A 14,302-nucleotide genomic window follows, 5' to 3' on the forward strand; every position below is an offset into this window, starting at 1 on the left:
AAAATGGCAAAAGGCAAATTCGAGCGGACCAAGCCGCACGTCAACGTCGGCACGATTGGTCACGTCGATCACGGCAAGACCACACTGACAGCAGCGATTGCGACAGTATTGTCGAAAAAATTTGGTGGCGAAGCAAAAGCGTACGATCAAATTGACGCAGCACCAGAAGAAAAAGCACGCGGCATCACCATCAACACAGCACACGTTGAGTACGAAACAGCAGCGCGCCACTATGCGCACGTTGACTGCCCAGGCCATGCTGATTATGTTAAAAACATGATCACCGGCGCAGCCCAAATGGACGGCGCGATCCTGGTTTGCTCAGCAGCAGACGGCCCAATGCCACAAACCCGTGAGCACATCTTGCTCGCGCGCCAAGTTGGTGTGCCGTACGTTATCGTCTTCCTCAACAAATGCGACATGGTTGATGACGAAGAACTGCTGGAACTCGTTGAAATGGAAGTACGTGAATTACTTTCGAAATACGAATTCCCAGGCGACGACTTGCCTATCATCAAAGGTTCGGCCAAGTTGGCACTCGAAGGCGACACCGGTCCATTGGGCGAGCAAGCCATCATGGCGCTGGCTGATGCACTCGACACCTACATCCCAACACCAGAACGCGCAGTAGACGGCGCCTTCCTGTTGCCAGTAGAAGACGTATTCTCGATCTCAGGTCGCGGTACAGTTGTTACCGGTCGTATCGAACGCGGTATCGTCAAAGTTGGTGAAGCACTGGAAATCGTTGGTATTCGCGACACCCAAGTAACTACTTGCACCGGCGTTGAAATGTTCCGTAAATTGCTCGACCAAGGTCAAGCAGGCGACAACGTCGGCGTACTGTTGCGCGGCACCAAGCGTGAAGACGTAGAACGTGGTCAAGTTCTGGCAAAACCAGGCTCGATCAAACCGCACAAACATTTCACAGGCGAAATCTACGTTCTGTCGAAAGATGAAGGCGGCCGTCATACACCATTCTTCAACAACTACCGTCCACAGTTCTACTTCCGTACAACGGACGTAACTGGTTCGATCGAGTTGCCGAAAGACAAAGAAATGGTTATGCCAGGCGACAACGTCTCGATTACCGTGATGTTGATCAACCCGATCGCGATGGAAGAAGGTCTGCGCTTCGCGATTCGCGAAGGCGGTCGTACCGTCGGCGCCGGTGTTGTTGCTAAAATTATTGAGTAATCAGTAAGCAATAAACGATTTGGCATAACGCCATTTACTATCGCCGCGAGTGTTCACTCACTCGCGGTTCGCTCTTTTAAGGAATGAACATGTCTACAGCACCGAAATCAGCTCCAAACCAAAAGATCCGTATTCGTCTGAAAGCATTCGACTATCGTTTGATCGATCAATCGGCACTCGAAATCGTTGAAACAGCAAAACGCACTGGCGCGGTTGTAAAAGGCCCGGTTCCATTGCCAACACGTATTCAGCGTTTTGACGTTTTGCGTTCGCCGCACGTCAACAAAACATCGCGCGATCAGTTCGAAATTCGTACGCACGTTCGCTTGATGGACATCGTTGATCCTACAGATAAAACAGTTGATGCATTGATGAAACTGGATTTGCCTGCTGGCGTTGATGTAGAAATCAAACTGCAATAATTTGTTTTTGATAATGCGGGGCAGAAATGTCCCGCATTTATACGCTGGGGAACAACAATTCACGCATTTAGATGTTGTGGAAGGGCTGTTCACCGGTTATAATCTCGGGCTTCGCTGAGGATTCCCAATTGGAATTCTCATCAAATTCGTAGTTTAAGTTGTTTTATATATCAGCCCCGCCCAATCGTAGGTGGGAATGGAGAAAAAATGAACCAAAACCAAGATAAAGGCCAAGGCCTGCTTGGTCGCAAGGTTGGTATGATGCGTATTTTCACGGATGATGGGGATTCGATTCCTGTTACCGTGGTTGACGTTTCAAACAATCGTGTGACGCAAATCAAAACGCCTGACGTCGATGGTTATTCGGCTGTCCAAGTTGCTTTCGGTAGCCGCCGTGCTTCTCGTGTAAATAAAGCTTCTGCTGGCCATCATGCCAAAGCAGGTGTTGAAGCCGGTACCGTCCTCAAAGAATTCCGTATTGCTGCTACTGCTGCTTCCGAATTGAAGGTCGGCGATGTTATCGCTGCCAGTCTGTTCGAAGTCGGTCAAAAAGTAGACGTGCAAGGCGTGACTATCGGTAAGGGTTACGCTGGTGTTATCAAGCGTTATCACTTCTCTTCTGGTCGTGCAACCCACGGTAACTCACGTTCGCATAATGTCCCAGGCTCCATCGGTATGGCGCAAGATCCAGGTCGCGTTTTTCCTGGTAAGCGCATGACTGGTCACTTGGGTGACGTGAATCGCACAATTCAAAACCTTGAGATCGCTCGTATTGATGCTGATCGCCAGCTGTTGCTGGTTAAGGGTGCGATTCCTGGTGCGAAAAATGGTCAGGTGATTGTCTCGCCGGCTATTAAAACCAAAGCAAAGAAGGGGGCTTAATTCATGGAACTCAAGCTCCTGAATGACCAAGGTCAATCGTCTTCGAACGTTGCTGCGCCGGATACTATTTTCGGTCGCGACTACAACGAAGCGCTGATTCACCAAGTCGTCGTTGCCTATCAAGCCAACGCACGCAGCGGTAATCGCAAACAAAAAGATCGTGAAGAAGTTCATCACACCACCAAAAAACCTTGGCGTCAAAAAGGTACGGGCCGTGCTCGTGCTGGTATGTCGTCATCGCCTTTGTGGCGCGGCGGCGGTCGGATTTTCCCGAACTCGCCTGATGAAAACTTCTCGCACAAAGTTAACAAAAAGATGTATCGCGCAGGTCTCTGCTCGATCCTCTCGCAGTTGGCTCGCGAAGGTCGTCTCTCCGTAATCGAAAGCCTGTCAGTTGATGCGCCAAAGACCAAGCTCTTGTCGCAAAAATTGAAAGATATGGGTCTGGATTCCGTGCTTGTCATTACTGATAGCCTGGATGAAAACCTGTTGTTGGCATCGCGCAATCTGCCTAACGTGCTGATTTGCGAGCCACGTCATGCTGATCCAGTTTCGTTGGTCTTCTACAAGAAGATCCTGATCACGAAATTGGCGTTGGCCAAGATTGAGGAGATGCTGGCATGAGCGCGATTCTGAAACATAGTGAAGAACGCTTGATGAAAGTATTGTTGGCGCCAGTCATTTCCGAGAAGGCAACTTTCGTTGCTGAAAAAAACGAACAAGTCGTTTTCCTCGTAATGCCGGACGCTACCAAGCTTGAAATCAAGGCTGCGGTTGAGTTGCTGTTCAAGGTTCAAGTTGAATCTGTTCAAGTTGCCAATCGTCAAGGTAAGCAAAAACGTTCAGGTCGCTTCAATGGTCGTCGCAATCACACACGTCGTGCGTTTGTCTGCCTGAAGCCTGGTCAAGAAATCAACTTCACCGAGGAGGCTAAATAATGGCACTCGTTAAAGTCAAGCCGACCTCGCCTGGTCGTCGCGGTATGGTCAAGGTCGTCAATGCCGACCTGTACAAAGGCCGCCCATTCGCAGGCCTGATCGAAAAGAAATCGAAAACTGCTGGCCGTAACAACAACGGTCACATCACTACCCGTCATATCGGTGGTGGTCACAAGCAGCATTACCGTGTTATCGACTTCAAACGCACTAAAGATGCTATCCCTGCGAAAGTGGAACGTATTGAATACGATCCAAACCGCACGGCAAACATCGCGTTGGTGTTGTATGCGGATGGTGAGCGTCAATACATCATTGCAACCAAAGGCATGGCCGTTGGCGATCAAGTGATGAATGGTTCGGAAGCGCCGATCAAATCGGGTAACTGCTTGCCTATCCGTAATATCCCTGTCGGTACTATCATGCATTGCGTCGAAATGTTGCCAGGCAAAGGTGCTCAAATTGCACGTACAGCCGGCGCTGGCGTTGTGTTGATGGCACGTGAAGGTACTTACGCTCAAGTTCGTTTGCGCTCTGGCGAAGTTCGTCGTATCCACGTTGAATGCCGTGCAACCGTAGGTGAAGTCGGCAATGCCGAACACAGCTTGCGTAAAATCGGTAAAGCAGGTGCGATGCGCTGGCGTGGTGTTCGTCCTACCGTTCGCGGTGTGGTCATGAACCCGGTCGATCACCCACACGGTGGTGGTGAAGGCAAAACGGCAGCAGGTCGTCATCCAGTATCACCATGGGGCCAGCAGACTAAAGGTAAGAAGACGCGTCGCAACAAGCGCACGACTTCTATGATCGTCTCGCGCCGCGGTAAGAAATAAGGATAAGACATGACACGTTCATTAAAAAAAGGGCCGTTTTGCGACGCCCATCTGGTGAAAAAAGTCGAAGCCGCGCAAGCGAACAAAGACAAAAAGCCAATCAAAACCTGGTCCCGTCGTTCGACAGTCATGCCTGACTTTATCGGCTTGACGATCGCGGTACATAACGGCAAGCAACACGTGCCTGTTTATGTGTCGGAAAACATGGTTGGTCACAAGCTTGGCGAATTCGCGCTGACCCGTACGTTCAAGGGCCACGCTGCTGACAAGAAGGCTAAGAAATAATGGAAACTAAAGCTATCCTCAAAGGCGTGCGCCTGTCGGATCAGAAGGGTCGTCTCGTTGCGGATCAAATCCGCGGCAAGAAAGTTGACGCCGCTCTGCATCTTCTGCAGTTCAGCCCTAAAAAAGGTGCTGCGATCATCAAACGTGTTCTGGAATCCGCAATCGCGAATGCCGAACACAATGACGGCGCAGATATCGACGAATTGTTCGTGAAAACGATCTATGTCGAAAAGGGCCCGATCCTGAAGCGCTTCACAGCACGCGCTAAAGGCCGGGGTGATCGTATCTCTAAACAATCCTGTCACATATACGTGACTGTCGGTAACTAAGGAGTCACGATGGGACAGAAGATACATCCAACCGGTTTCCGTCTTTCGGTTACACGCAACTGGGCATCACGTTGGTACGCTGGCAATAGTAATTTTGCCACCATGCTGAACGAAGATCTCAAAGTTCGCGCATACCTGAAAACCAAGCTGAAGAATGCTTCTGTTGGTCGCGTTATTATTGAGCGTCCAGCAAAAAATGCTCGCATCACTATTTACAGCTCACGTCCAGGCGTCGTGATCGGTAAAAAAGGCGAAGACATCGAAGTATTGAAATCCGCGCTGACAAAAATGATGGGCGTGCCGGTTCATGTGAATATCGAAGAAATTCGTAAGCCAGAGACCGACGCACAATTGATCGCTGATTCGATTGCACAGCAATTGGAAAAACGCATCATGTTCCGTCGTGCAATGAAGCGTGCGATGCAAAACGCGATGCGCCTCGGCGCACAAGGTATCAAGATCATGTCGTCCGGTCGTTTGAACGGTATCGAGATCGCACGTAAAGAATGGTATCGCGAAGGTCGCGTACCACTTCACACATTGCGCGCTGAGATTGACTACGGTTTCGGCGAGGCTGAAACAACGTACGGCATCATCGGTATCAAAGTCTGGGTTTACAAAGGTGATCGTTTGCCTAGCGGCGAACCACCAGTCGACCTGACTAAAGAAGATGACACCAAACGTCGTGGCCCACGCCGCGATGATGGCAAACCAAGCAGCCGTCCACGTACAGCACGCCCAGAAGGCGCACCAACTGCAGCAGCTGCTGCACCAGGCGCGGCTCCAGCTGCTAAACGTGTTCGTGCTAAAAAGCCGGATGCCGCTGTTGACGGTGCTGTTTCGGCTGAGAAAGCAGGAGAATAATCATGCTGCAACCAGCACGCAGAAAATATCGTAAAGAGCAAAAAGGCCGTAATACCGGTATTTCTCACTCGCGCGGCACTGCCGTCTCGTTTGGTGAATTCGGTTTGAAAGCTATTGGTCGCGGTCGTATTACAGCGCGCCAAATTGAGGCGGCTCGTCGTGCAATGACGCGTCACATCAAACGTGGTGGCCGTATCTGGATTCGTATTTTCCCAGACAAGCCAATTTCGAACAAACCTGCTGAAGTCCGTATGGGTAACGGTAAGGGTAATCCGGAATACTACGTGGCTGAAATTCAGCCAGGCAAAATGTTGTACGAGATGGACGGCGTTGACGAAACTCTGGCACGCGAAGCGTTCCGGTTAGCTGCAGCTAAACTGCCGCTGTTGACCAAGTTCGTCGTCCGTCAAGTCGGACAATGATAGGGATGAACATGAAAACATCTGAACTCCAAGGCAAAGACCAAGCGGCTTTGACCAAAGAACTGAACGATCTGCTGAAAGCGCAGTTCGGTCTGCGTATGCAGATAGCAACGCAACAGCTGAACAATACATCGCAGCTGAAAAAAGTACGTCGCGACATCGCACGCGTCAAAACGGTTATGACACAGAAGGACGCCAAATAATGAACGATCAAGTAAAACAAGCGCTGAAGCGTACGTTGATTGGCAAAGTCGTATCTGACAAGATGGACAAGACAGTAACCGTGTTGATCGAGCGTCACGTCAAGCATCCTTTGTACGGCAAAATCATTATGCGTTCGAATAAGTATCACGCGCACAATGAAGGCAACCAAGCAAAAGCTGGCGATACGGTCGAGATTCAAGAAGGTCGTCCTATCTCCAAGACTAAAGCTTGGACCGTGACACGCGTTGTACAAGCAGCACAAATAGTTTAATTAGTTGTTGCGGGCCCGCTATTTCGGTGTAATAATAGCGGGCTTCGCTGTTGCAATCTTTCGGTTGCGATAGCTGCAGTAAAAGTTTTAGCGCAGAACTTGCGTTAATTGAAGTTTTGAAAATCGTCCACCTCATCAGACTGCTTTCGGCAGGCTGCCGGGACCAAGACTGACTGCAAATGCACATCGTGTGCAAGAGCGGGTTAAGTTGGGAAAGAAAACATATGATTCAAACTGAAAGCCGGCTCGAAGTAGCCGACAACACGGGTGCTCGCGAAGTTATGTGCATCAAGGTGCTCGGCGGTTCAAAGCGCCGTTACGCAAGCATTGGCGATGTGATTAAAGTCACCGTCAAAGTTGCTGCGCCACGTGGTCGCGTGAAAAAAGGCGAAATTTATAACGCAGTTGTTGTGCGTACTGCCAAAGGTGTTCGTCGTCAAGATGGCTCCCTGGTCAAGTTCGACAGCAATGCAGCAGTTTTGCTGAATGCAAAGCTGGAGCCAATTGGTACGCGTATTTTTGGACCGGTTACACGTGAATTGCGCACTGAGCGCTTCATGAAAATCGTTTCTCTCGCCCCTGAAGTTCTGTAAGGAGTCGTGATGGATAAGATTCGTAAAAGCGACGAAGTCATTGTGCTAACTGGCAAAGACAAAGGCAAACGCGGTGTTGTACAACGTCGCGTTGACGCTAATTACCTGGTTGTTGACGGTGTGAACGTTGCTAAAAAAGCGACCAAGCCTAACCCGATGACAGGTTCAACTGGTGGCATCGTCGATAAGTTGATGCCAATTCATGTGTCGAATGTTGCGTTGTTCAATGCAGCAACTGGCAAGGCAGATCGTGCTGGCTTTAAAGATGTGGACGGTAAAAAAGTCCGCGTTTATAAGTCAAGCGGCGAAGTCGTTAAGGTTTAAGAGATCATGGCCCGTCTCCAAGAATTCTATAAAGAAAAAGTCGTTGGCGATTTGACCGCGAAATTCGCGTACAAATCGGTAATGGAAGTTCCGCGTATCCTGAAGATCACCCTGAATATGGGTTTGTCGGAAGCGATTGCGGACAAAAAGATCATCGAGCACGCAGTTGGCGACTTGACCAAGATTGCAGGTCAAAAACCGGTTGTGACCAAAGCGCGTAAAGCGATTGCGGGTTTCAAAATTCGTGAGGGTTATCCAATCGGTTGTATGGTGACTTTGCGCGGCGCTCAGATGTATGAATTCCTTGATCGTTTCATCACAGTTGCGTTGCCACGTGTGCGCGATTTTCGTGGTATCTCGGGCAAGGCATTCGATGGTCGTGGCAATTACAATATCGGTGTGAAAGAGCAGATCATTTTCCCCGAAATTGAGTACGACAAGATTGACGTGTTGCGTGGTATGAATATCAGTATCACGACAACTGCAAAGACCGACGAAGAAGCAAAAGCGCTTCTCGCCGCATTTAAATTTCCGTTCAGAAACTGAGGTTGCCATGGCAAAACTGGCACTGATTAACCGTGAACAAAAGCGTGCAGACCTGGTGAAGAAATTCGCTGGCAAACGTGCTGAGTTGAAGGCAATCATTGATGACCAATCGAAGTCGGAAGAAGAGCGCTACGAAGCGCGCCTGAAATTGCAGGCGTTGCCACGTAACTCGGCTCCTACTCGTCAACGTAACCGTTGCTCGATCACCGGTCGCCCGCGTGGCACTTTCCGTAAGTTCGGTTTGGGCCGTATTAAGCTCCGTGAATGCGCCATGCGTGGCGAAATTCCCGGTATGACTAAAGCCAGCTGGTAATAGGAGAATAAGCAATGAGTATGAGCGATCCTATCGCCGATATGCTGACCCGTATCCGCAATGCGCAAGTTGTTCAAAAAACGTCGGTAGCAATGCCTTCGTCAAAAGTCAAGATTGCCATCGCCAACGTCCTGCGTGACGAGGGTTACATTGAAGACTTCGCCGTGACAGAAGATGCTGGTAAAGCAGAACTGAAAATCGGTTTGAAATATTACGCCGGTCGTCCAGTTATCGAGCGTTTGGAGCGTGTTTCCCGTCCAGGGTTGCGCGTCTACAAAGGCAAAGATGACATTCCAAACGTTATGAACGGCTTGGGTGTGGCGATTGTGTCGACACCAAAAGGTGTCATGACTGACCGCAAAGCGCGCGCAACCGGTGTCGGTGGCGAAGTTATTTGCTACGTCGCCTAAGGAGCACAAGATGTCTCGTGTAGGTAAAATGCCAGTTGCACTGCCTAGTGGCGCGGAAGCGACCATCACAGCAGCGCAAATCACAGTTAAAGGTCCATTGGGCTCTTTGACCCAGTCGTTGAGCGGCCTGGTGCAAATCGAAAATAACAGCGGTACTTTGAGTTTCAAAGCCGCTAACGACAGTCGCGAAGCAAATGCGATGTCGGGTACGATTCGCGCTCTCGTCAACAACATGGTCAATGGTGTTACCAAAGGCTTTGAAAAAAAATTGACGTTGGTTGGTGTTGGTTATCGTGCCGCTGCGCAAGGTGACAAGCTGAACCTTTCGTTGGGTTTCTCGCATCCTGTAGTACACCAAATGCCAGCAGGCGTAAAAGTGGAAACACCGACGCAAACCGAGATCCTGATCAAAGGCATCAACCGCCAGCAAGTTGGTCAAGTGGCTGCTGAAGTCCGCGCATACCGCAGTCCTGAGCCTTATAAAGGCAAGGGCGTTCGTTATTCGGACGAAGTGGTTGTGATTAAAGAAACCAAGAAGAAGTAAGGGTTGACGATGGATAAGAAACAATCACGTCTGCGCCGCGGACGCCAAACTCGGGCCAAGATTGCCGAGTTGAAGGTGGTTCGCCTGGCAGTGCATCGTACCAACTTGCACATCTACGCAAGCATCATCGGACCGGACGCCCAAATTTTGGCATCTGCTTCGACGCTTGAAGCTGAAGTGCGTAAAGAGTTGGCTGGACAAACTGGTGTTGGCGGCAATGTCGCTGCTGCTGCTTTGGTTGGCAAGCGCGTTGCAGAAAAAGCACTGAAAGCAGGAATCGCCGAAGTTGCGTTCGATCGCTCCGGTTTCCGTTATCACGGCCGCGTTAAAGCAGTTGCTGAAGCTGCGCGTGAAGCTGGTCTGAAGTTCTAAGGAAAAATCGTCATGGCAAAAATGCAATCGAAAATGCAAAGCGACAAGCCGGACGACGGCATGCGCGAAAAAATGATCGCGGTCAACCGTGTGACCAAAGTGGTCAAGGGTGGTCGTATCATGGGTTTCGCAGCACTTGCAGTCGTTGGTGATGGCGATGGCCGCATCGGTATGGGTAAAGGCAAATCGAAAGAAGTGCCAGTAGCCGTACAGAAAGCAATGGAAGAAGCACGCCGCAAAATGATCAAAGTGACGTTGAAAAACGGTACTTTGCAGCACATGGTTACCGGCAAGCACGGCGCGTCATCAGTTTTGATGCTGCCAGCTAAAGACGGTACTGGTGTGATTGCTGGCGGTCCAATGCGCGCAATTTTTGAAGTAATGGGCGTGACGAACGTAGTGGCTAAATCCACTGGCTCGACCAACCCTTACAACATGGTTCGTGCGACGTTGGAAGGCTTGGCAAAAATGAATACCGCTTCGGAAATTGCAGCTAAACGCGGCAAGTCTGTCGAAGAAATTCTGGGCTAAGGTGAACACAATGGCAAAGACAGTTAAAGTTACATTGGTTAAGGGTCTGATCGGCACACGTGAAACACATCGTGCTACCGTTCGTGGCCTCGGCCTGCGCGGTATCAACTCGGTATCCGAGTTGGAAGACACACCGTCAGTGCGCGGCATGATTAACAAAGTATCGTACCTCGTGAAAGTAGTGTCGTAAGCCTCGGCTTACGCACGGAGAACATCATGGAATTGAATACTATTCAACCTGCAGACGGCGCCAAGCATTACAAGCGTCGCGTTGGTCGCGGTATCGGCTCCGGTCTGGGCAAGACAGCCGGCCGTGGTCACAAAGGTCAAAAATCCCGTTCAGGCGGTTTCCATAAAGTCGGTTTCGAAGGCGGTCAAATGCCTTTGCAACGTCGTTTGCCTAAGCGTGGTTTCAAATCGCTGGCAACACCGTACAAAGCAGAAGTTCGCTTGTCCGATTTGGAAGCATTGCCAGTAACGGAAATCGATATTCTGGCATTGAAACAAGCCGGCGTTATCGGTGAACTGGCACGCGTAGTTCGCGTTATCTTGTCCGGTGAGCTCACTAAAAAAGTGACACTCAAAGGCCTGATCGCGACCAAAGGCGCAAAAGCAGCGATCGAAGCCGCTGGCGGTTCGGTTGCTTAAGTTTAGTCTGATAACGGAGTAAATAGTGGCAACTACTCCTCAGCTTGCTAAAGGCGCTTCTACTGGTTTTCCGTGGAATCGCCTGTGGTTTCTGCTCGGTGCGTTGGTAGTATTCCGCATCGGCGCGCACATTCCTGTTCCGGGTATTAACCCAGACGAATTGGCGCAGTTGTTCAAGCAAAATCAAGGCGGCATCTTGGGCATGTTTAACATGTTCTCTGGTGGCGCATTGTCCCGCTTCACAGTATTTGCACTCGGCATCATGCCGTACATTTCTGCATCGATCATCATGCAGTTAATGTCGGTAGTGTCACCGCAGCTGGAAGCGTTGAAAAAAGAAGGCGAAGCTGGCCGTCGGAAAATCACGCAGTACACGCGCTACGGCACGTTGTTGCTGGCGACTTTCCAAGGCTTGGGTATTGCTGTTGCATTGGAATCGCAAGCAAATCTGGTCATTGATCCAGGTATGGCGTTTCGTTTGACAACAGTGATTACGCTTGTTACTGGCACGATGTTTTTGATGTGGTTGGGCGAGCAAATTACCGAACGCGGCTTGGGTAACGGTATCTCGATCATCATTTTTGCAGGTATTGCAGCAGGCTTGCCTACAGCAGTTGCCGGTTTGTTTGAATTGGTTCGCACCGGTTCAATGAATGCATTGTCGGCGATTCTGATCTGTCTGGTAGTTGCAGCGGTTACCTATCTGGTTGTGTTCATTGAACGCGGTCAGCGCAAGATTCTGGTGAACTACGCCAAGCGTCAAGTTGGTAACAAAATTTACGGTGGTCAAAGTAGTCATTTGCCACTGAAGCTGAATATGGCTGGTGTGATTCCTCCAATTTTCGCTTCGTCGATCATTCTGTTCCCGGCGACGATTACGAGTTGGTTCACATCAGGCGAAACGACCAGTCCGTTTGTTCGTTTCCTGAAAGATTTGGCTGCATCGATGGCGCCGGGCGAACCGATACATGCGTTGTTGTATGCTGCTGCGATTGTTTTCTTCTGCTTCTTCTATACCGCTTTGGTATTCAACAGCAAAGAGACAGCCGATAATTTGAAGAAGAGTGGTGCGTTTGTTCCAGGTATTCGTCCTGGCGATCAAACCGCTCGTTACATAGACAAGATTTTGACTCGGTTGACGTTAGCTGGCGCGGTCTACATTACGCTGGTTTGTTTGTTACCTGAGTTTCTGATTGCTCGTTGGAAAGTACCGTTTTACTTTGGTGGTACATCGCTGTTGATTATTGTTGTGGTAACGATGGATTTCATGGCGCAAGTTCAAAACTACGTGATGTCTCAGCAGTATGAATCGTTGCTTCGCAAAGCGAACTTCAAGGGCGGGATTCCGACGCGTTAAGCGCGAGGAAAACGAAACGAATGGCAAAAGACGACGTAATTCAAATGCAGGGGGAGATTCTAGAAAATCTCCCAAACGCGACATTTAGAGTCAAGTTGGAAAATGGGCACATAGTGCTTGGTCATATTTCAGGAAAAATGCGCATGAACTATATCCGCATTCTGCCTGGCGACAAGGTGACGGTTGAGTTGACACCTTATGATCTAAGTAGGGCACGTATTGTGTTCCGTACTAAGTAACTTTAAAACGAATCAACTGTAAGAAAGAGGGCAAAAATGAAAGTGCTCGCATCAGTTAAGCGGATCTGCCGCAACTGTAAGATCATCAAGCGCAAGGGCGTCGTTCGAGTAATTTGCATCGAACCGCGTCATAAGCAGCGCCAAGGTTAATTTAACGTTATTGATTTGAGGAATAACGAATGGCACGTATCGCAGGGGTAAACGTACCCAATCATCAACATACCGTAATCGGCCTCACAGCTATCTATGGTATTGGCCGCCCACGTGCGCAAAAAATTTGCGACACAACAGGTGTTCTGACCACTAAAAAGGTTAAAGATCTGGACGATAACGAGCTGGAAAAGCTGCGCGATGAGATAGCAAAATTCATCGTTGAAGGCGATCTGCGTCGTGAAATCTCGATGAACATCAAGCGCCTGATGGACTTGGGTTGCTATCGTGGTATGCGTCACCGCAAAGGCTTGCCTTGCCGTGGTCAACGTACACGTACAAACGCTCGTACTCGCAAGGGTCCGCGTAAAGCAGCTCAATCGCTGAAAAAATAATCCAAGCGCAGTTTGACTAGTCGTCGGATTCAAGGAAAGAATTATGGCAAAAGCACCTAATAACGCCGCAGCAGCACGTGTGCGTAAAAAAGTTAAAAAGAACGTTGCTGAAGGCATCGCGCACATCCACGCGTCTTTCAATAACACCATCATCACGATCACCGATCGTCAAGGCAATGCGCTGTCATGGGCAACGTCTGGCGGTGCCGGCTTTAAAGGTTCGCGTAAATCGACCCCGTTTGCAGCGCAGGTTGCAGCAGAAGCCGCTGGTAAAGTCGCGATCGAATGCGGTATCAAGAACCTTGAAGTGCGTATCAAAGGCCCAGGCCCAGGTCGTGAATCTTCGGTTCGTGCATTGAACAATCTTGGTATCAAAATTACCCAGATTCAAGATGTCACACCAGTGCCACATAACGGTTGCCGCCCACCTAAGCGTCGTCGTATCTAAGCATTCGTTTCAACGGACGTAGTTGTGCCGTTATCTACCCGCCAATGACCTTGGCGGGTTTTGTTCTTAGTAAGCCCACCGTCTGATTGCAGATTGATCAGACTAGCGCTCAATGAATTGGTTTTCGTTAGAAGATTCATTCGGGGCGTCATTATCTAAAGGAAATTCTCGTGGCACGTTATATTGGACCTAAAGCAAAACTCTCCCGTCGTGAAGGTACCGACCTTTTCCTGAAAAGCGCACGTCGTTCGCTGGACTCGAAATGCAAACTTGATTCGAAACCTGGTCAACATGGTCGCACTTCCGGTGCTCGTACCTCTGACTACGGCAATCAATTGCGTGAGAAACAAAAAGTAAAACGTATGTACGGCGTCCTGGAACGTCAGTTCCGTCGCTACTTCGCTGAAGCCGATCGCCGTAAAGGCAACACCGGCGAAACATTGTTGAAATTGCTCGAAGGCCGTCTCGATAACGTCGTGTATCGCATGGGCTTTGGTTCGACACGTGCTGAAGGCCGTCAATTGGTTTCGCACAAAGCGTTCACCGTCAACGGTATCGTTGTCAACATCGCTTCGTACCAAGTCAAACCAGGCGACATCGTTGCTGTTCGTGAAAAATCGAAAAAGCAAGTGCGTATTGTTGAAGCACTGTCACTGGCTGAACAAATCGGCATGCCTTCATGGGTAGCAGTTGATTCGAAAAAAATGGAAGGTACTTTCAAGTCCGTTCCAGATCGTAGCGAAATCGCTGCAGACGTCAACGAATCGTTGATCGTCGAATTGTATTCACGTTAA

28 protein-coding genes are annotated in these 14,302 nt (G+C 49.6%); all 28 read left to right on the forward strand.

Annotated features, from left to right (window positions below; all coding sequences use genetic code 11):
* The first annotated feature begins 3 nt into the window (after window positions 1-3).
* The 28 genes from tuf (at window position 4) to rpsD (ending at window position 14,302) form a co-directional block, all read left to right on the forward strand.
* Window positions 4-1,194 (forward strand): elongation factor Tu, encoded by a 1,191-nt coding sequence (gene tuf, locus Q7T66_RS15460; RefSeq protein ID WP_304933985.1) that lies wholly within the window; start codon window positions 4-6, stop codon window positions 1,192-1,194.
* Window positions 1,195-1,283: 89 nt separating this feature from the next.
* Window positions 1,284-1,616: a 30S ribosomal protein S10 gene (gene rpsJ / locus Q7T66_RS15455; RefSeq protein WP_011872529.1), complete on the forward strand. Its 333-nt coding sequence runs from the start codon at window positions 1,284-1,286 to the stop codon at window positions 1,614-1,616.
* 207 nt (window positions 1,617-1,823) lie between these two features.
* The gene (gene rplC, locus Q7T66_RS15450; protein WP_304933776.1) at window positions 1,824-2,498 is read left to right on the forward strand and encodes a 50S ribosomal protein L3; all 675 of its coding nucleotides are present in this window, start codon (window positions 1,824-1,826) and stop codon (window positions 2,496-2,498) included.
* A 3-nt stretch (window positions 2,499-2,501) separates the two neighbouring features.
* Window positions 2,502-3,122 carry a 50S ribosomal protein L4 gene (gene rplD / locus Q7T66_RS15445; protein WP_304933777.1) on the forward strand — a complete coding sequence of 207 codons (621 nt, stop codon included), beginning with the start codon at window positions 2,502-2,504 and terminating at the stop codon, window positions 3,120-3,122.
* Window positions 3,119-3,436 (forward strand): 50S ribosomal protein L23, encoded by a 318-nt coding sequence (gene rplW / locus Q7T66_RS15440; protein WP_112990597.1) that lies wholly within the window; start codon window positions 3,119-3,121, stop codon window positions 3,434-3,436. The genes rplD and rplW overlap by 4 nt, the downstream gene beginning before the upstream one ends.
* Window positions 3,436-4,263 (forward strand): 50S ribosomal protein L2, encoded by an 828-nt coding sequence (gene rplB, locus Q7T66_RS15435; protein ID WP_112990598.1) that lies wholly within the window; start codon window positions 3,436-3,438, stop codon window positions 4,261-4,263. Before rplW ends, rplB begins: the two co-directional genes overlap by 1 nt.
* Window positions 4,264-4,272: 9 nt before the next feature.
* On the forward strand, window positions 4,273-4,548 hold the full coding sequence (gene rpsS, locus Q7T66_RS15430; RefSeq protein ID WP_112990599.1) for a 30S ribosomal protein S19: 276 nt from the start codon (window positions 4,273-4,275) through the stop codon (window positions 4,546-4,548).
* Entirely contained in the window at window positions 4,545-4,877 is a 333-nt protein-coding gene (rplV, locus tag Q7T66_RS15425) for a 50S ribosomal protein L22 (protein ID WP_181666429.1), read from the forward strand. The genes rpsS and rplV overlap by 4 nt, the downstream gene beginning before the upstream one ends.
* Before the next feature lie 9 nt (window positions 4,878-4,886).
* Window positions 4,887-5,741 carry a 30S ribosomal protein S3 gene (rpsC, locus tag Q7T66_RS15420; RefSeq protein ID WP_304933778.1) on the forward strand — a complete coding sequence of 285 codons (855 nt, stop codon included), beginning with the start codon at window positions 4,887-4,889 and terminating at the stop codon, window positions 5,739-5,741.
* Window positions 5,742-5,743: 2 nt separating this feature from the next.
* Window positions 5,744-6,163 carry a 50S ribosomal protein L16 gene (gene rplP, locus Q7T66_RS15415; RefSeq protein WP_304933779.1) on the forward strand — a complete coding sequence of 140 codons (420 nt, stop codon included), beginning with the start codon at window positions 5,744-5,746 and terminating at the stop codon, window positions 6,161-6,163.
* A gap of 11 nt (window positions 6,164-6,174) precedes the next feature.
* The gene (gene rpmC, locus Q7T66_RS15410; RefSeq protein WP_304933780.1) at window positions 6,175-6,366 is read left to right on the forward strand and encodes a 50S ribosomal protein L29; all 192 of its coding nucleotides are present in this window, start codon (window positions 6,175-6,177) and stop codon (window positions 6,364-6,366) included.
* Window positions 6,366-6,638 carry a 30S ribosomal protein S17 gene (gene rpsQ / locus Q7T66_RS15405; RefSeq protein ID WP_011872520.1) on the forward strand — a complete coding sequence of 91 codons (273 nt, stop codon included), beginning with the start codon at window positions 6,366-6,368 and terminating at the stop codon, window positions 6,636-6,638. Before rpmC ends, rpsQ begins: the two co-directional genes overlap by 1 nt.
* Before the next feature lie 224 nt (window positions 6,639-6,862).
* Complete coding sequence (gene rplN, locus Q7T66_RS15400; protein ID WP_304933781.1) at window positions 6,863-7,231, forward strand: 50S ribosomal protein L14; 369 nt, start codon at window positions 6,863-6,865, stop codon at window positions 7,229-7,231.
* 9 nt (window positions 7,232-7,240) lie between these two features.
* Window positions 7,241-7,555, forward strand: a complete 315-nt coding sequence (gene rplX, locus Q7T66_RS15395) for a 50S ribosomal protein L24 (protein ID WP_304933782.1) — start codon at window positions 7,241-7,243, stop codon at window positions 7,553-7,555.
* Window positions 7,556-7,561: 6 nt separating this feature from the next.
* On the forward strand, window positions 7,562-8,101 hold the full coding sequence (rplE, locus tag Q7T66_RS15390; RefSeq protein ID WP_304933783.1) for a 50S ribosomal protein L5: 540 nt from the start codon (window positions 7,562-7,564) through the stop codon (window positions 8,099-8,101).
* Window positions 8,102-8,108: 7 nt separating this feature from the next.
* Complete coding sequence (gene rpsN, locus Q7T66_RS15385; protein ID WP_304933784.1) at window positions 8,109-8,414, forward strand: 30S ribosomal protein S14; 306 nt, start codon at window positions 8,109-8,111, stop codon at window positions 8,412-8,414.
* Window positions 8,415-8,428: 14 nt separating this feature from the next.
* Window positions 8,429-8,824, forward strand: a complete 396-nt coding sequence (gene rpsH / locus Q7T66_RS15380) for a 30S ribosomal protein S8 (RefSeq protein ID WP_304933785.1) — start codon at window positions 8,429-8,431, stop codon at window positions 8,822-8,824.
* Window positions 8,825-8,834: 10 nt separating this feature from the next.
* Entirely contained in the window at window positions 8,835-9,368 is a 534-nt protein-coding gene (rplF, locus tag Q7T66_RS15375) for a 50S ribosomal protein L6 (protein ID WP_304933786.1), read from the forward strand.
* 9 nt (window positions 9,369-9,377) lie between these two features.
* Entirely contained in the window at window positions 9,378-9,740 is a 363-nt protein-coding gene (rplR, locus tag Q7T66_RS15370; RefSeq protein WP_304933787.1) for a 50S ribosomal protein L18, read from the forward strand.
* Window positions 9,741-9,752: 12 nt separating this feature from the next.
* Window positions 9,753-10,271 carry a 30S ribosomal protein S5 gene (gene rpsE, locus Q7T66_RS15365; RefSeq protein ID WP_304933788.1) on the forward strand — a complete coding sequence of 173 codons (519 nt, stop codon included), beginning with the start codon at window positions 9,753-9,755 and terminating at the stop codon, window positions 10,269-10,271.
* A gap of 10 nt (window positions 10,272-10,281) precedes the next feature.
* The gene (gene rpmD / locus Q7T66_RS15360; RefSeq protein WP_304778476.1) at window positions 10,282-10,461 is read left to right on the forward strand and encodes a 50S ribosomal protein L30; all 180 of its coding nucleotides are present in this window, start codon (window positions 10,282-10,284) and stop codon (window positions 10,459-10,461) included.
* 26 nt (window positions 10,462-10,487) lie between these two features.
* Window positions 10,488-10,919: a 50S ribosomal protein L15 gene (gene rplO, locus Q7T66_RS15355; RefSeq protein ID WP_011872510.1), complete on the forward strand. Its 432-nt coding sequence runs from the start codon at window positions 10,488-10,490 to the stop codon at window positions 10,917-10,919.
* A 25-nt stretch (window positions 10,920-10,944) separates the two neighbouring features.
* Entirely contained in the window at window positions 10,945-12,276 is a 1,332-nt protein-coding gene (secY, locus tag Q7T66_RS15350; protein ID WP_304933789.1) for a preprotein translocase subunit SecY, read from the forward strand.
* Window positions 12,277-12,296: 20 nt separating this feature from the next.
* Entirely contained in the window at window positions 12,297-12,515 is a 219-nt protein-coding gene (infA, locus tag Q7T66_RS15345; RefSeq protein WP_014004414.1) for a translation initiation factor IF-1, read from the forward strand.
* A 36-nt stretch (window positions 12,516-12,551) separates the two neighbouring features.
* Window positions 12,552-12,665, forward strand: coding sequence for a 50S ribosomal protein L36 (gene rpmJ / locus Q7T66_RS15340; RefSeq protein ID WP_012081231.1), 114 nt, complete (start codon window positions 12,552-12,554; stop codon window positions 12,663-12,665).
* Window positions 12,666-12,694: 29 nt separating this feature from the next.
* A complete protein-coding gene (gene rpsM, locus Q7T66_RS15335) occupies window positions 12,695-13,060 on the forward strand; it encodes a 30S ribosomal protein S13 (RefSeq protein WP_112990612.1) in 366 nt (121 codons plus the stop codon).
* A gap of 43 nt (window positions 13,061-13,103) precedes the next feature.
* Complete coding sequence (rpsK, locus tag Q7T66_RS15330; RefSeq protein ID WP_011872507.1) at window positions 13,104-13,508, forward strand: 30S ribosomal protein S11; 405 nt, start codon at window positions 13,104-13,106, stop codon at window positions 13,506-13,508.
* A gap of 170 nt (window positions 13,509-13,678) precedes the next feature.
* Window positions 13,679-14,302: a 30S ribosomal protein S4 gene (rpsD, locus tag Q7T66_RS15325; protein WP_304933790.1), complete on the forward strand. Its 624-nt coding sequence runs from the start codon at window positions 13,679-13,681 to the stop codon at window positions 14,300-14,302.

The organism is Herminiimonas sp., assembly GCF_030655415.1.

Excerpts from the sequence above, each read along its gene's own strand:
- rplN (WP_304933781.1), top strand. The coding sequence starts at position 6,863 with ATGATTCAAACTGAAAGCCGGCTCGAAGTAGCCGACAACACGGGTGCT.
- infA (WP_014004414.1), top strand. The coding sequence starts at position 12,297 with ATGGCAAAAGACGACGTAATTCAAATGCAGGGGGAGATTCTAGAAAAT.
- rplR (WP_304933787.1), top strand. The coding sequence starts at position 9,378 with ATGGATAAGAAACAATCACGTCTGCGCCGCGGACGCCAAACTCGGGCC.
- rplW (WP_112990597.1), top strand. The coding sequence starts at position 3,119 with ATGAGCGCGATTCTGAAACATAGTGAAGAACGCTTGATGAAAGTATTG.
- rplX (WP_304933782.1), top strand. The coding sequence starts at position 7,241 with ATGGATAAGATTCGTAAAAGCGACGAAGTCATTGTGCTAACTGGCAAA.
- rpmJ (WP_012081231.1), top strand. The coding sequence starts at position 12,552 with ATGAAAGTGCTCGCATCAGTTAAGCGGATCTGCCGCAACTGTAAGATC.
- rplP (WP_304933779.1), top strand. The coding sequence starts at position 5,744 with ATGCTGCAACCAGCACGCAGAAAATATCGTAAAGAGCAAAAAGGCCGT.
- rpmD (WP_304778476.1), top strand. The coding sequence starts at position 10,282 with ATGGCAAAGACAGTTAAAGTTACATTGGTTAAGGGTCTGATCGGCACA.
- rplD (WP_304933777.1), top strand. The coding sequence starts at position 2,502 with ATGGAACTCAAGCTCCTGAATGACCAAGGTCAATCGTCTTCGAACGTT.
- rpsN (WP_304933784.1), top strand. The coding sequence starts at position 8,109 with ATGGCAAAACTGGCACTGATTAACCGTGAACAAAAGCGTGCAGACCTG.
- rplO (WP_011872510.1), top strand. The coding sequence starts at position 10,488 with ATGGAATTGAATACTATTCAACCTGCAGACGGCGCCAAGCATTACAAG.
- rpsS (WP_112990599.1), top strand. The coding sequence starts at position 4,273 with ATGACACGTTCATTAAAAAAAGGGCCGTTTTGCGACGCCCATCTGGTG.
- rplC (WP_304933776.1), top strand. The coding sequence starts at position 1,824 with ATGAACCAAAACCAAGATAAAGGCCAAGGCCTGCTTGGTCGCAAGGTT.
- rpsQ (WP_011872520.1), top strand. The coding sequence starts at position 6,366 with ATGAACGATCAAGTAAAACAAGCGCTGAAGCGTACGTTGATTGGCAAA.
- rpmC (WP_304933780.1), top strand. The coding sequence starts at position 6,175 with ATGAAAACATCTGAACTCCAAGGCAAAGACCAAGCGGCTTTGACCAAA.
- tuf (WP_304933985.1), top strand. The coding sequence starts at position 4 with ATGGCAAAAGGCAAATTCGAGCGGACCAAGCCGCACGTCAACGTCGGC.
- rplF (WP_304933786.1), top strand. The coding sequence starts at position 8,835 with ATGTCTCGTGTAGGTAAAATGCCAGTTGCACTGCCTAGTGGCGCGGAA.
- rpsH (WP_304933785.1), top strand. The coding sequence starts at position 8,429 with ATGAGTATGAGCGATCCTATCGCCGATATGCTGACCCGTATCCGCAAT.
- rplB (WP_112990598.1), top strand. The coding sequence starts at position 3,436 with ATGGCACTCGTTAAAGTCAAGCCGACCTCGCCTGGTCGTCGCGGTATG.
- rpsE (WP_304933788.1), top strand. The coding sequence starts at position 9,753 with ATGGCAAAAATGCAATCGAAAATGCAAAGCGACAAGCCGGACGACGGC.
- rpsC (WP_304933778.1), top strand. The coding sequence starts at position 4,887 with ATGGGACAGAAGATACATCCAACCGGTTTCCGTCTTTCGGTTACACGC.
- rpsM (WP_112990612.1), top strand. The coding sequence starts at position 12,695 with ATGGCACGTATCGCAGGGGTAAACGTACCCAATCATCAACATACCGTA.
- rpsJ (WP_011872529.1), top strand. The coding sequence starts at position 1,284 with ATGTCTACAGCACCGAAATCAGCTCCAAACCAAAAGATCCGTATTCGT.
- rplE (WP_304933783.1), top strand. The coding sequence starts at position 7,562 with ATGGCCCGTCTCCAAGAATTCTATAAAGAAAAAGTCGTTGGCGATTTG.
- rpsK (WP_011872507.1), top strand. The coding sequence starts at position 13,104 with ATGGCAAAAGCACCTAATAACGCCGCAGCAGCACGTGTGCGTAAAAAA.